Annotated in this window: 10 protein-coding genes; 3 read left to right on the top strand and 7 right to left on the bottom strand. The window is 75.5% G+C overall.

Annotated elements, in window-relative coordinates; genetic code table 11:
• Positions 1 to 152 precede the first annotated feature (152 nt).
• Positions 153 to 869 carry a TNT domain-containing protein gene (locus tag PUR61_RS25670; protein WP_329881759.1) on the top strand — a complete coding sequence of 239 codons (717 nt, stop codon included), beginning with the start codon at positions 153 to 155 and terminating at the stop codon, positions 867 to 869.
• Between the two features lie 701 nt (positions 870 to 1,570).
• Positions 1,571 to 2,266, top strand: coding sequence for a type 1 glutamine amidotransferase domain-containing protein (locus PUR61_RS25675; RefSeq protein ID WP_329881760.1), 696 nt, complete (start codon positions 1,571 to 1,573; stop codon positions 2,264 to 2,266).
• Positions 2,267 to 2,305: 39 nt separating this feature from the next.
• On the opposite strand, the gene PUR61_RS25680 is transcribed toward PUR61_RS25675, so the two are convergent.
• The 6 genes from PUR61_RS25680 to PUR61_RS25705 all read right to left on the bottom strand — a co-directional run bounded on the left by PUR61_RS25680 (position 2,306) and on the right by PUR61_RS25705 (position 12,297).
• Entirely contained in the window at positions 2,306 to 7,213 is a 4,908-nt protein-coding gene (locus PUR61_RS25680) for an SAV_2336 N-terminal domain-related protein (RefSeq protein WP_329881761.1), read from the bottom strand.
• Positions 7,214 to 7,219: 6 nt separating this feature from the next.
• On the bottom strand, positions 7,220 to 8,281 hold the full coding sequence (locus PUR61_RS25685) for an AAA family ATPase (protein WP_329881762.1): 1,062 nt from the start codon (positions 8,279 to 8,281) through the stop codon (positions 7,220 to 7,222).
• Positions 8,282 to 8,355: 74 nt separating this feature from the next.
• A complete protein-coding gene (locus tag PUR61_RS25690) occupies positions 8,356 to 9,972 on the bottom strand; it encodes a VMAP-C domain-containing protein (RefSeq protein WP_329881763.1) in 1,617 nt (538 codons plus the stop codon).
• 4 nt (positions 9,973 to 9,976) lie between these two features.
• Entirely contained in the window at positions 9,977 to 10,942 is a 966-nt protein-coding gene (locus tag PUR61_RS25695) for a trypsin-like peptidase domain-containing protein (protein WP_329881764.1), read from the bottom strand.
• Positions 10,939 to 11,406 (bottom strand): CU044_2847 family protein, encoded by a 468-nt coding sequence (locus PUR61_RS25700; RefSeq protein ID WP_329881765.1) that lies wholly within the window; start codon positions 11,404 to 11,406, stop codon positions 10,939 to 10,941. Before PUR61_RS25700 ends, PUR61_RS25695 begins: the two co-directional genes overlap by 4 nt.
• A 117-nt stretch (positions 11,407 to 11,523) precedes the next feature.
• On the bottom strand, positions 11,524 to 12,297 hold the full coding sequence (locus tag PUR61_RS25705; RefSeq protein ID WP_329881766.1) for an alpha/beta hydrolase: 774 nt from the start codon (positions 12,295 to 12,297) through the stop codon (positions 11,524 to 11,526).
• A gap of 187 nt (positions 12,298 to 12,484) precedes the next feature.
• Here PUR61_RS25705 and PUR61_RS25710 point away from each other — a divergent pair, with 187 nt between their 5' ends.
• On the top strand, positions 12,485 to 13,294 hold the full coding sequence (locus PUR61_RS25710) for a mechanosensitive ion channel family protein (protein WP_329881768.1): 810 nt from the start codon (positions 12,485 to 12,487) through the stop codon (positions 13,292 to 13,294).
• A gap of 71 nt (positions 13,295 to 13,365) precedes the next feature.
• Here the strand turns inward: PUR61_RS25710 and PUR61_RS25715 are convergent, their stop codons facing one another.
• Positions 13,366 to 13,740 (bottom strand): DUF6401 family natural product biosynthesis protein, encoded by a 375-nt coding sequence (locus tag PUR61_RS25715; RefSeq protein WP_329881769.1) that lies wholly within the window; start codon positions 13,738 to 13,740, stop codon positions 13,366 to 13,368.
• Between the last annotated feature and the right edge of the window lie 230 nt (positions 13,741 to 13,970).

The following is a 13,970-nucleotide window of genomic DNA, read 5'->3' on the forward strand; positions in this document are numbered from 1 at the left end:
GGCCCGAGCTGCCGAACGGGTGAAGGGTGGGCGCCGGAGCGTTTCGCCCACGAAGTGATGTCGTGGTGATGTGTAACTTCCGGTGCTGACAGAGCCGTTCCGCGCTCCCGCGCCGACCCTGGTCTCTGACCATCACCCGGAGGCATCGCTCCATGCGTTCTCGAACCCTTGCCGCCCTCTCCATGGCCGCAGCCCTGCTGGTGACGGGTACGGCCGCCACCCAGAGCGCCGCCGCCGCGGTGGCCTCCGTGGAGGCGGAGCCCGCGGACTGTCCGAGGGAGCAGTACCGGCCCACCGACGACGACAAGAAGAAGTTCTACTGCGGGTTCAAGGAGTTGGGCCCCCGGACCCTGCCGGCCGGACCGGTCGGCAAGTTGCTCAACGGCTACTACCGCTTCGGCGGGCTGACGCCCCAGCAGTTCCTCTCCTGGTACCGCGACGGCCTGGACTGGAAGTACCCGGCGGCGGACGGGTTCCGCGAGGTCAACGGCACGGTCGACCAGGCCGTGGCGACGGTGCCGAAGGACACGAAGCTCGACCGCTTCGGATCCGCCGGCGGGCGCTACCTGTCCACGGCCGGCACCGCGTACTCCGCGCGGGCGATCCCGCCGGACAGCCTCAACCCGATCCCGGACGCGCAGGGCGTGCCCCAGGACAGCTACCACTGCTACGTGGTGGTGAAGGAGTTCAAGGTCCTTCAGGGGCACATCGCGGCCGCCTTCGCCCAGCCCGGCGGCGGTGTCCAGCAGTGGCTGAAGGAGGACGCCGCCCTGAAGCCCGCGGAGCTGGGCACGGACCCGTACTACGTGTCCTCCCTCCTCAAGTACGGCTTCCTGGACGAGAAGCCCGCCACCACCTGCACGGGCTGACGGATGCCGGTCCGGGGCCCCCGGCGCGGTCCTCGCCGGCCGGGGGCCCCGGTCGCGGGATCACTCCCCGGCGGCCGGCCGGCGCAGACGGCCGTCCCGGGAGGCCGTCCGGCAGGTGAGTGCCACACCGGCGGCGGAGGTCGCGGTGGCGCCGTGCTCCTTGCACCTGCGGTGCGGCTCGTTGCAGCTGCCCTTCCTCTTCCGTGGGGCGGGGCGTCGGGGAAGCCGCCGGGGGCTCTGTGGCGGGGGCCGTCGCGGGGGTCGTCGGCGGAGCGGGTACGGCCGGGGTCACGGCGACGGCCGCGGCGGTCCCCGGAGGTGAGACCGGTGTGTCGAGGACGTCGCACGCCGTCGCGGACGCGCCGAGCAGGACGGCCGCCACGGCCGGCGCGGCCGCTCTCCCGGCCGCGCGGGAGTTGATCATGGGGCTGGGCATCGGGCCGGTCCAGGGACCGCCAGCCGGGGGTCACCGGTCCGGTCGGGCCCCCGGCGGCCATCGGGATCCCGATACCGGACATCGGATCCGCCATTGGTCCCGCGCGCGCCGCCGCCCTACTGTCGATCTCGTCACCGCGCTGACGGCCCGTCGCCGCACGGGCGGTCCGGGCCCGGCGCGTCGGGAACCGCGGAGCGTCGCCCCGTCCCACCCGGGTCCGCTCCCCCCTGAACCCCTTCCCTCTGAACCCCTTCGGAGCAACCCGATGTCGAAGATCCTCTTCGTGATGACCGGCGCCGACCACTGGACGCTGGCCGACGGCACCAAGCACCCCACCGGCTACTGGGCGGAGGAGGCCGCCGCCCCGTACGAGGCGTTCCGGGCGGCGGGCCACGAGGTGACCGTCGCCACCCCGGGCGGGGTCGTCCCGACGGTGGACCGGGGCAGCCTGGCCCCCGAGGTCAACGGTGGCCAGGAGGGCGCCGACCACGTCGCCGCGACCCTCGCCGCGTTCACCGGGCTGCAGCGTCCGGTCCGGCTGGAGGACGTGCGCGCGGACGACTACGACGCCGTGTTCTACCCGGGTGGCCACGGGCCGATGGAGGACCTCGCGGTCGACCGGGTCTCCGGCCGGCTGCTTGCCGACGCCCTCGCCTCGGGCAAGCCGCTGGGCGTGGTCTGCCACGGCCCGGCCGCCCTGCTGGCCGCCACGACGGCGGGTGGCGCCAACGCCTTCGCCGGTTACCGGGTCGCCGCGTTCACCAACGCGGAGGAGACCCAGGCCGGTTTCGCCGACCGGGCGAAGTGGCTGCTCCAGGACCGCCTCACCGAGGCCGGCGTCCTGGTCCAGGAGGGCGAGCCGTGGGCCCCGCACGTGGTCGTCGACCGCAACCTGGTCACCGGCCAGAACCCCGCCTCCGCCGCTCCGCTCGCCGCCGAACTGATCGAGCGGCTGGTCTGACCGCCGAGGGCGGACCGGTCGCGGAGCGGCCGGGGCCCGTCACCACGGGCCGGGCCGGTCTCCCCTCGCGGAGCCGGCCAGGGCCCGGCCCAGGAGCAGGGTGCTGCCGGTGAAGGTGTGGGTCGTGCCGCCCGTGCGCAGATCCGCCCCGGCCGGGGGGACTTCGGTGAAGCCGGTGCTCCACTGGCCGCCGAGCCGCTCCCGGATCAGTTCCAGGACCGGTCCGGAGACGGACAGGACCGCGAGGGGGTCCGAGGTCCGGCTGTGGTCGGCCTCGACGAGCTGCGCCCTCATGGCCTCCGCCCCGGGCGCCCGGGCCGGTGCCGGACCGGAGAAGACGGTGACGCCGACGAGGTGGGGCCACGGTTCGGTCAGCGTGAGCTGCATGCGGTCCAGGCCGGACGCCAGCCCCGCGATGACGAGTCCGGCCGCTGCGACGGGGTCGGCCGTGGCGGCGAGGGTGACCAGAAGATCCGCCCCGAACGACGAACGCGGCTGTTCCACGCTCCCCTCGATGGAGGCGGCGTCGATGATGTCGAGCAACAGCTCCCGGACCGTCCTCTCCGCGCGGGCGAAGTCGGTTCGGCTTTCGCCGCTCGGCCGGTACATCTTCAGTTCGACGGCGAGACCCAGCGGCGTGAGGTCCGGTGCCCCGCCGGCCCGCGGGGCGCTCACGGCCGTCGGGGGCAGCCACCGCGCGGCCCGGAGCCTGTTCTCGGGGACGGTCCACCAGAGGCGGGCGCTCTGGTCCCAGTGGGCCCCGACCTCCTTCTTGGCCTCGTCCTTCTCGTCGAAGGGGACCGACAGGTAGAGCCGGCCGCGGACCTCGGTGCCGGGGACCTTGGTCCGCACGCGGTCGGCGACGGACGAGATGCTGCTGATCAGGCGGACGACCCGGTCGTACCCGGGGTTGCCCCGGTAGTCGACGGTATCCGTCTGCAGGGCGGTCCGCAGGTCGTTGGCGAGCCGGTTGCTCAGGGCGTCCAGCGCCTCGTGGTCGCCCCTGCGCCGCTGGATGCCGACGACCGCGTCGACGACGGCCGCGAGGTCGTCGAAGTACCGGCCGAGGACGAGGAAGCCGGTCAGCGACGGCGCGAGCCGGAGCGTGACGTCCGGGTCGCCGGATCCCGGCGCCGCGACGGTCAGACCGACCAGGCTCTCGCGTTCGGCCTCCAGCCAGGCGCGGGCCTGCTCGGATCCGGTGAAGCGCGGGGACGGTGCGGCGGTCCGGCCGTCGAGGTGCGTGGCGGCGGCGCCCGCGGTGGTCCGGTAGTACGCCAGCAGGCGGGCGAGGGCGTCGTCGCGGTCGTCGGCGCCGGCGTGGGCCTCGCCCTGCTGGAGGGAGTAGAGCCGGATCAGGTCGTGGAAGCGCCAGCGGCCCCAGCCCGCACCCGGCTGGACCAGCTGGACCTCGGCGAGGTCTGCCACGAGCCGGTCCGCCGTGCGTTCGCCGGTGTCGGCGAGGCGGGCGACGGCCGTGGTGGACAGTTCGGGGCCCGGATGCACGGAGAGGAGCCGGAAGAGCCGGGCCTGAGGATCGGACAGCTCCGTGTAGGACTGGTCGAAGGCCGCCCTGACGGTCTCGAACCCGGCGAGGCCGAGCCGCTGGTCGGAGAGGTCCGCGGCCAGGGAGCGCAGCGAGCGGGAGGGCGTCGCGGCCAGGATCCTCGCGCAGGCGGACAGTGCGAGCGGGAGGCCGCCGCAGAGCCGGGCGAGATCCAGGGCCGGGCCGGTCTCGGACTGGACACGGGTGTCGGCGGGTCCGTGGGCGTTCCGGATCCTGGCGTGGAGCAGCGCGACCGATGCCGTGGGGGACAGGGGGCCCAGGTCGTGGCGGCGGGCGTCGATCACCAGCGAGCGGCGGGACGTCACGAGGACGGCGTGCGAGCCGTCGGCCGGCAGGAGCGGTTCGACCTGCCGGGATCCGGTCGCGTTGTCGAGCACCAGCAGGAGAGGTCCACGCCCGTCGGCGAGGAGGTTCAGCAGGCTCCGGTAGAGGCGGGTGCGCTCCGGTAGTCCGGCGGGGATGTGGCGGGCCGACACGCCGAGTGCCCGGAGCAGTGTGTCCAACGCCTGCTCCGGGGTCGTCCCGGGACCGGTCCGGTTGCCGCCGAGGTCGAGGTGGAGCACCCCGCCGGGAAACCACCCGCGGTCCCGGACGGTGCCGGCGGCCTGGAGGACCAGCTCGGACTTGCCCACGCCGGGGAGCCCCGCGACCAGGGCGACCCGCCGGGCGGGAAGGTCGCCGGGGGGCGGCGGTGTCAGGAGGTCGAGCAGGTGGGTGAGTTCCTTGTCCCGGCCGACGAAGACGGGGGACCTGTGGGGGAGCGCGGAGAGGAGCGGCGAGTCGGCCGGAGGGAGGCGGACGGTGGCCGCGAGGTCCTCGACCGTCGACGGCCCGGAGGGTTCGTCCGGGCCGGTGTGCTCGTCGGGCGGTGCCGTCCGGTGGTCGCGGAACGCCGCGACGGCGGCCAGCTCCGCGTCGATGTCGTACCCGGCGAGCGTGTCGGGGAGGCGCGGAAGCCGCTGTGCCAGGTGTTCGATCCGGGCCGCCTGCGACGGGGTCGGAGTCCCACGGGTCGCACCCCACCGTGCGTGGAGCTCGTCGAGGATCTCCTCGTCGGTGAGTTCCTCCAGGGTGACGACGGTGGCGTCCGGGTGGTGCCAGCGGCCGATCGCGTCGGTCGTGACGAGGACGCAGCCCCGTCCGGTGGAGGGGACGAGGAGCGGGAGGGGGGAGACGCCGGAATCCGGGTCCGGTCGCGTCCATGCGGACTCGGGGACGCCGTCCAGGACGAGCAGCCAGTCCCGGTGCCGGCCCAGGGCCTCCCACAGGGTGCCGAGCCTCCGGTCGGACGGTTCGTCGGAGAGGGCCGCCCACAGCTGCTCGCGGCCCTGCTCGGCGGTGTCGCTCCTCACCGCGTCGATCCAGTGGGTGAACGAGTGGCGGTCCCCGTGGCGCCGGACGTACTCCTGGGCGAGCCGGCGCCGACCGGTGCCCCGGCGGCCGACGACGACGACCAGCGCGGGCCGGTCCGGGGCGGACGCCGGCCGTACGGCTTCTCCTGCCCCGGCGGTGCCGAAGGCCCGTGCGACGGCGGCGAGCGGGGACGTGCGTCCGATCATGGTCGGCGGGTCGGGCGGGGTCACCACCGGGCGTACGGGGTTCAGCCGGTCCCGGCGGAGCAGAAGGGACGCCTCGCGGCGCGGCGCCTGGATCGCCCCGTCGCGCGGGGTGCGCTGCAGGGCGGTGGCCAACGTCCGCGCCAGGGCGACGTGCTGGCCGCCGGCGCCGGCGAGCACCGCCACGGCGACCTCGGCGAACGGCAGGCTCCGTGCGGGCAGTCGCAGGCCGGTGCCGTCCGGCTCCCCGGCCGCGGCGAGGGCCCGGAAGTCGAGGACACCGCCGAAGGTGGCGGCGATCCGCCCCGACACCTTGGCGACCACCTGTTCCAGGATCCGCACCGACTCGCCCCGGGTCAGCTCGGTCAGCAGCAGGTCACGCACCCCGGCCCGGAAGTCGTAGACCTGGTCGTCCGGCTCCGCCTCCCGGTCGATCACACCGTCGTACGGTTCGATCAGCCCGGAGACGAAGATCTCCGCGAGGTCCGTCTGCCCGGACTCCGGCACGGCGGCCCGCTGGACCAGCCGCATCACCGGGAGGCTCAGCGGCGCCGCCGCCAGGTGGCAGGCCAGCCGGTAGGCGGTGGGCGAGCCGCCGGCACGGAACCGGGCGACCCGCTCGGCCGCCGTGACCTCCTCGTCGCGGGCCCGGACCGGCCGCCGTGGCCGGGGCACGCCACCGAGCGGTGCGGCGAGCATCGGTGTCCAGCCGGAGCTCCGGCCCGCGGTGAGTTCGGCCCAGGGGGCGAGCCAGTCGGCGTCGACCTCCAGCACGGGCAGCCACCGGACGCCGGCCCGGGCGGTCGCCCCGCCCGCCCCGCGCGGGATCCCCGGCAGGGCGGCGTCCGAACGGAACACCGGGACGGGCCGGCCCGCGACGGAGGCGCGGGCCTCGACAGGGGCGGTGCGCAGCGCCGTCCGGTGCCACAGCCTCCGGGGCAGTACCTGGAGGACGGCGACCGGCCGGCCGGCGCTCGTCCGTGCCAGGAAGGCCGGGAGCCCGTCCCCGTACCAGGCCGGTCCGACGCCGTCGGTGAGGACGAACAGGATGCGGCGGTCGGTGGGATCCCTGAGCGGGCGGGACCAGTTCCGCGCCGGAGCAGGCGCGGTCCGGCCGGGCCCGGGGCGGCGCCGGCGGAACGGGGTCAGGACGGGGTCCGGCCGGTTCGTGTCCAGCGCCCAGCACCGGACGTCCGCGAAGGCGCCGTGGCGTTCCAGCAGGGTGCCCAACTCGCGGGCCAGACCGTGCCAGACGGCCATGGTGGCGCCGGTGTCGACCAGCAGGTCGACGGAGAAGTACGGCCGCTGCGCCGCCGTCCAGACCGGCAGGAGGACACCCGTCTCGGCGGTCACCTCGGCGGTGGCCTCCTCGTCGAGGACCGCCCGGCCGGTTCCGTCGACCGGGCGGCGCAGCGGGCGCAGGGCCCGGGCCAGGGCGAGCCCCCCGGAGAGTGCGGCGGGCTGCGGCACCCGGACGACGTGGCCGCCGCCGGTGCCGGGCGTGCCCGCCGCGCCGGCGCTGCCGAGCGGGTGCAGCGCGGCGGTGGGGCCGGAACGCGGGTCCGGACGGTCCGGGGGCCCGGCCGGCGGGTCGGCCGGTCGCCCCGTCGACGGCTCGCCGGCCGGGGGCTCCGGTCGGACGGGCGCCGGCGGGTCGGGCCTCGGCGCCGGCTCGGCGCCTGCGGCGAGCGGATCGAGACCGGCGAGCCGGGAGATCCAGAGGACGTCCGCCAGGTCCTGCGGGAGCGGGTCGCCTTCCTGCGAGCGGAGCAGGTGGGCAAGGGCGTCCCGGAGTCCCCGGGGTGGCGGCGAGAGCTCGCTCACGCAGGCTCAGCTCTCGTTGAGCGGGCGCAGCAGGACGTTGCGGAGCACGTCCTGACCCGGTTCGCCGTCCCAGAGGCCGCGTTCGGCCATCAGCAGGGCGTTGAGCAGTTGGTCGTTGGCCAACTCGGCGTTGTCCTCGCGCTGTCGGCGCAGGAACTCGGCGATCAGCTCGGTGCGGGCGGCCGTGGCCGCTGCGTCCTCGCCGAGGTGGGCGGCGACCATCGCGGCGAGCCGGTCCGCGCTGGGGGGCTGGATCTCCAGCCGGACGCAGCGGCGGAGCAGCGCGGTCGGGAAGTCCCGTTCGCCGTTGCTGGTGAGGACGACCAGCGGGAACTCCGCGCACCGCACCAGGCCGCCGTCGACGACGGCGGTCCTGCCCGGGTCGGCCGTCGCGACCTCCTGCGGGCCGGGTCCGAGTCGGAGCAGTTCCGGGATCTCGAACTCGCCCTCCTCGAAGACGTTCAGCAGGTCGTTGGGCAGGTCGATGTCGCTCTTGTCGATCTCGTCGATCAGCAGGACGCGGGGGACGCGCCAGGGCAGCAGGGCGGTGCCGAGCGGGCCGAGCCGCAGGAACTGGCCGATGGCGGGCGCCGGCCGGCCGTCCTCCCCGGGGGCGGACCGCCCGTCCGCGCGGATGCCGCCCGTGCGGATGCCGGCCTCGTGGAGCCGTCCGATCGCGTCGTAGGCGTACTGCCCGTCGCGCAGGGTGGACCGGCTGCTGATCGGCCAGCGCAGGACCGGGCCGAGGCCCAGTTCGTGGGCGACCGCGTAGGCGAGGGTCGACTTCCCGACGCCGGGCCTGCCGGTGATCAGCAGCGGCCTGCGCAGGTGCAGTGCCAGGTTGACCAGCTGCACCTCCCGGTCGTCCGCCCGGTAGGCCGCCGCCTGCCGCACCCGGCCGAGCCGTCGGGCCGTCATGCCGGCCGGGCCGTCCTCGGGCGGCAGCGGCAGGCGGTCGCGTTCGGCGGCGGGGTCGCCGAACGCGCGCCAGGCCGGCGCCGGGGGGAGCCCGGCGATCCCGTCGTGGGGTGAGCCGGTGCCCTGGTAGATCCACCAGTCCTCGGACATTCCTCGTGCCTCGCTGCTTGTCGGGTCGGGTTCGTCGGGTCCGGATCGCCTGGCCGGGTTCGTCTGACCGGTCATCACACCATCCCGGGGTAGAGGCTGTCCTGTTCGGGATCCACGCAGTCCGGGTCGTCCCAGAGCAGGGTGACGGCGTCGTGCGGGTCCGCCTCGGCGGCCCGGGTCCGCCTGCGGTAGCGGTGGACGGTGTCCGGTAGTTCGGCGAGGGGCCCGGGGCCGTGTTCGCGGAGGGCCTTGACCAGGGCGGCCGGGTCGCCGGCGACCCGGCGCCAGAGCAGCACGGGCATGCCGTCGAGGTAGATCGCGTCGTCCACCGCGCGTCGCACCTCCGGGTCCAGCTCCTCGTAGGGGGTGTCGAGTCCCATGCAGGAGAGTTCCGGCCGGCGGGAGAGCCAGTCGGGCAGTTCGCCGGCCTGGGCGGCGTCGAGCGGGGGCCAGCCGATCAGGTCCAGGCCGTCGGCGTCGGTGGCGCGCGTGTTCAGGTGACTCCACCGCGTGCGCCAGGGGCCGACGTCGAGCCAGGAGTCGGCGTACCGCTCCAGCGAGCGCACCACGACCGGGTGGTTGCGCCCGAGCGGGCGCCGGGTCGCCCCCGGGGACCAGAGTTCGGCGGAGTGCCCGAGGAGGGAACGCGGCAGCAGGAACTCGATCCTGACGGCGCTGCCCGCGGCGAGGCGCAGTTCGCGGGCCAGCGCCGGCCAGGAGGTCAGCCGGGCGCTGCCCGCCTCGACCAGTTCGTTCCTGGTGACCGTCTGGGTGGCGCCGAGGTCACCGATCCGCCGGAACGGCCCTCCGGCCACCGGTTGCCGGTAGTACGAGGCGAAGAGGCGGTACCGGCCGTTGTCGATGTGCTCCGGCGTCTCCTCGTCCAGCCGGATCTGGACGATCAGGCGGTCCGGCTCGTCGGGTCCGGCGGCGTGCCGCGGTCCGCCGAGCCGGTCGAGGAGTCCCCGGAGGGCGGTGAGCCCGCCGGACCCCGCGACCGCCGGGTCGGAGCCGAGCGCGCGCAGGAACTCCAGGAAGGGGCCGACGTCGGGTGCGGCGGGGCCGCGCCGGTTGACCAGCCGCACCAGGATCTCGGGCAGGGTCTCCCGCCCGGTGAGGAGGGTGAGGCCGGTGGTGTCGCGGGGCAGGTGGTCGTGCAGGCCCGGCAGCGCGGGCAACCGGCGCAGCTCCCCGATCACGGCCGGCATGGCGTCCGCGGGAAGCGGCGAGTCCGGGGCGAGCACGAGGGTGGTCAGCTCCAGCCAGGGCAGCGCGCCGTCCTGGGGTGCCATGCCGCGCAGCGCGTCGCCCACGGACTCCAGCGCCGCCGCCCGGTCGCGGGACGTGCCGATCGCGTGGAGCAGGTGGCGGACGTGGCTGCGGGCCTGGTTCGTCTCGCAGACCTCGGTGTGGATGCCCCGGGACTTGGCCGAGCGGCCCATCCTGTCGAGGACGTCCTGCCGGAACGAGAGGCGGGCCATCCGGTCGACGCTCAGGAGGATGTCGACCAGCAGCTCCTCCGCCTCCACGGACCACGGCGTCCCCGGGGCGGGTTCCTCCGGGAGGACCGGCCAGGTGCCGGCGGGCACGGCGCCGCCGGACGCGGCGCCGACCGGGGTGCCGGCCGGCCCGGGGGTTCCGCCGGCGGATCCGGCGCACGCGGTCAGGTCCCCGCGCGGTGCTCCACTCATCGGGCTACCTGCTCTCCCAGCCCCCGGTGGCCCGCCCGACCAGCAGGCGGAGCTCTTCGAGTGCCCGGTCGAACGGGGCGAGTTCCTCCATGGCGGTGTACAGCGCCCGCAGCGCCGCCCGTTCGTCGCGGTGGTGCCGGCATCGGTGCACGATGCGGGCGAGGTGGTCCCGGCGGGAACTCCGCTCGTCCGCCTCGAAGGAGTGCGGCAGCCCCAGGTGCTCGCCCATCCTGTCCAGCAGGTCGAAGCGGCCGTCGGAGCGTCCCGTGATCGGAAAGGCCATCAGGGCCGTGACCAGGTCGGCGTCGCCGGGCTCGGCTCCGACCGGGCGGTTCCCGGGCGCCGGGAGGTCGCTCCCCGGGCCGAGCAGGGCGGCCAGGGCGCTCACCGGGGTGAACCAGCCGCCCTGGTCCTCCTTGTAGGACCGGCTGCCCTTGAGCACTCCGTGGACCAGCCCGTCCGGACCGACCAGCATGCTTCCGCTGTGGCCGTCCCGTACGCCGTCGCCCTGCACCCGGACGAACGCCCCGGATGGGCCGACGACGCGCAGCACCAGGGTGTCGGGCGCGGCCCCCGGCGTGGGGGTGTGGGTGGAGAACCCGAGGGCCGTCAGCTCCGTCCCCGGCCCGGCCCCGGTGTCCGCCAGCGGGGCCACCGGGTGGCCGGTCAGGGAGGGGACGGCGAGCACCGCGAGATCGGGGTACGGGTAGAACGGCGTGCCGTCCCCGGAGGCCGGGTCGACGCGGGTGTCCTCCGTGGTGACCGGGTACTCCCCGGACGCGTGCCGGACGGCCACCGGGCCGGTCGTGGAGCCCGGGCGGCCGTTCCCGCGGAGGACGTGCGCGGCGGTGACGGCCAGGCCGGGGGCCACGAGGAAGCCGCTGCCGCGGAAGCCTCCGGCGACGGTGATCATCACGGCGCAGTCGCGCAGGGTCGCGGACGGTACGGGACCGAGTGGTGCTCCGGTCACTCGGCGTCGGCCCCGGCGGGGAGCTCCGGGGGGAGTCCGGCCCCCGTGCCGGGGGCGCTCCCGGCCGGCGCGTTGCCCTGCTCCTCCCGACGGCGTGCGGCGAGGTCCCAGGACAGCCGGACCGTCAGTCCGGCCTCGCTGCCCGCCTCGGCGATGACGCCGAGGAGTTGACCGGACTTGACCGCCAGCTTGAGACCGAACTCCACCTCGAACGCGTCCGGCGAGCCGGCCGCACCCTGGGTGATGCTCTCGGCCGCCCAGCGGCCCACCCCCTGAACGGTGCTCCGCACCTGATCCAAAGTCAGGGCGACCGCGCTTCCCAGCTGCGCCGCCCGTCGGCCGTCCCGGAGGCCGGCGTCGCCGAAGTCGGGTCCGTCGGCCGATGTGCCGTCCGGCTGCTGGAAGCTCAGCTCGCCGATCACCTCGGCCCGGACGGTCGAGCCGTCCCCGAGATCGATCGTCACCGTTTCGGTCACTGGTCCCCTCCGAAGATCCGTCCGACGAATCATCAGAATACTCGGCGCCCCGGCGGGGCCGGGCGGCTTCGTCCGGACCGGGGAGCGGGTGGGCCGGGGCGGGCCTCAGGCGTCCGTGGGGAGGGGCTGGGCCGGGTGGCGGGGCGCCGCGGTGCGGGGCTGGGCGGGGAGCGGGAGGCCGAGGGCGGTGGTGGCGTCGGCGGGCAGGGTCAGGGCGGCCGTGACCTCCGGCGGCAGGTCGCGCAGGCGGAGCAGTCCGGCGGAGAGACGGGCGGCGGCGCGGTGCCAGTCGCCGGCCCGCTGGAGCAGGGCGTGGCCGCTGCCGAGGACGGTGTAGCCGCAGACCCGGGCCCCGGCGGCGCGGCTGCGGGCGGCGAAGGCGAGCGTGTCGGCGGGGGAGGTGACCCGGTCGCGGTCGCCGTGCAGCATCAGGACGTCGCGGCCGGCGAGCTGCTCGCAGGGGTCCTCGGCGGGGCACCAGGGGGCGAGGGCGACGATGCCGCTGACCTGGGGGTGACCGCCGGTGCGCAGGGCGGCGCGGCCGCCCATCGAGTGGCCGATCAGGACGGTGGGGACCTTGCCCAGCTCCTCGGCGAGGTCGTCGAGGGCGGCGCGGGTGTCGCGGGCGGCGTCGGCGCGCTCGCCGTTCCAGCCCCGGTGGCGGTAACGGACGGTGCCGATCGCCACGCCCGCGCCGGCCGTCTCGCGGCGCAGCGCGCGGACGAAGCCGGCCATCCGCAGGCCGGGCGGGTTGATCCGGCCGGGCCGGGAGAGATTGTGTTCCTCGCCGCCGTGCAGCACCAGCACCGCGGCGCCCGGCTGCTCGGGCCGCTCCTGCCAGACCAGCGCCCGGTGTCCGCCCGTACCGTTGCCGCCCACCCTGTACCGCTTTCGCCGTCCGTTTCGTGGACCGCAACTGTACGCGCCGGGTGAGGCCGTCGGGTTCACCCGGGAGGCTCAGCGCCGGTGCCGGGCGCGCGCGGGCGGCCGGTGGAGCTGCTATCCACGAAAGGTGGGGGTGTTCCGCGCGCCGCTCAGGGCGCAGCGTCGCCGAGTGGAGGACTTCGTGGCTCAGCAGCTCGCACTATCTGTCGACTTCGGATCGGGATTCACCGAAGCCTGGTCGAAAGTCGCCAAGTTTATTCCGCAGTTCATCGCCTTTCTGGCGATCCTGGTCATCGGCTGGTTCGTGGCCAAGGCCATCGCGAAACTGCTGGACCGGGGGCTGCGCCGGATCGGGTCGGAGAAGGTGGCGGAGCGCGGCGGGATCGCCCGGTACCTGAGCGGCTCCAAGTACGACATGACCGGGATCGTCTGCAAGATCGTCTACTACGCGATCCTGCTCATGGCGCTCCAGCTCGCCTTCGGCGTCTTCGGCCCCAACCCGATCAGCGTGATGATCAACGGCATCGTCGGCTGGCTGCCCAAGGGCATCGTGGCCGTGGTCATCGTGGTGGTGGCGATGGCCATCGCCAACGCCGTCCGCGACATCGTCCGCAACGCGCTCGCCGGCGCCGCCTACGGGCGGACGGTGGCCACCGTCGCCTGGGCCTTCATCGTCGCCCTCGGTGTGATCGCGGCGCTCGGCCAGGCGGGCATCGCCACCGCCATCACCGGTCCGCTGCTGATCGCGGTGCTCGCCTCGGTCGCCGGGATCCTGGTGGTCGGCGTGGGCGGCGGTCTGATCATTCCGATGCGCCAGCGCTGGGAGCGGTGGCTGGACGGTGCCGAGAAGGAGACCGCCAAGCTGCGCGGCAACGCGTACCGGGCGGGCCGGGAGGACGCGCTGGCCAACCAGCCGGCCCGCCCGGCCACCCCGGCCGGACCGCCGGCTCCGGGCATCGACCCGGGCCGGCCGGGCGGGCAGTCGGGCTGAGCGCCGGTCCGCCGGGCCCGGTCGCCGCGCGGTGACCGGGCCCGGCGGGCGGGTCACCGCGCGTGCCGGACTCAGGCGGGCAGCAGACCCTGCTCCCGGACCAGCCAGCAGATCGCGGTCAGCCGGTACACGGCGAAGTCGTACCCGACCGGTTCGCGCCAGCCGATCTCGGTGAGCGCGTCGAGGAAGCCCAGCGCGTAGTCCGACAGCTCCTCGCGGTCGAGGGGCCGGGGCGAAAGCTCCGGCCCCTGCGCATACAGCAGCTCGCGCAGCTCGGCGGTGTGCTGGTCGACCGCCGCCACGAAGCCCGGCTCGAAGGCGAACTCGGCGAGCCGGGGGGTGAAGGCGGCGACGATCCCGGGCAGCGGACAGCCGGCCGGCCGGTGGGAGGGGTCGGACGAGTCGTCGGGGGAACCCCGGTGGGATCCGTCGGGCGTGGCGAACATCCGTCCACGGTAGGCGAGCGGGGCGGCGGGAACGGTCCCTCGTTGCGGTTCCGTGTTGAGACCTTGGCCACCCCGCGGCCCGGCCGTCCGAGCCCGTCGGGGGCCCCGGCCCGGTCACCGCGGCCGCCGGCGCCCGGTCCCCGGGCCGGACTCCCGCCGTCCCGGTCCCGGCGCCGCTCCGGTCGTCGGCCGTTCACCGGCCCGACCGCCGCCGGAATCGGTGAAACGGG

The sequence above is a fragment of the Streptomyces sp. BE20 genome, assembly GCF_036322525.1.
Taxonomy (GTDB): Bacteria; Actinomycetota; Actinomycetes; order Streptomycetales; family Streptomycetaceae; genus Kitasatospora.

Coding starts and splice junctions, on each gene's coding strand:
- PUR61_RS25670 (WP_329881759.1), top strand. CDS start 153: ATGCGTTCTCGAACCCTTGCCGCCCTCTCCATGGCCGCAGCCCTGCTG.
- PUR61_RS25675 (WP_329881760.1), top strand. CDS start 1,571: ATGTCGAAGATCCTCTTCGTGATGACCGGCGCCGACCACTGGACGCTG.
- PUR61_RS25685 (WP_329881762.1), bottom strand. CDS start 8,281: ATGTCCGAGGACTGGTGGATCTACCAGGGCACCGGCTCACCCCACGAC.
- PUR61_RS25690 (WP_329881763.1), bottom strand. CDS start 9,972: ATGAGTGGAGCACCGCGCGGGGACCTGACCGCGTGCGCCGGATCCGCC.
- PUR61_RS25715 (WP_329881769.1), bottom strand. CDS start 13,740: ATGTTCGCCACGCCCGACGGATCCCACCGGGGTTCCCCCGACGACTCG.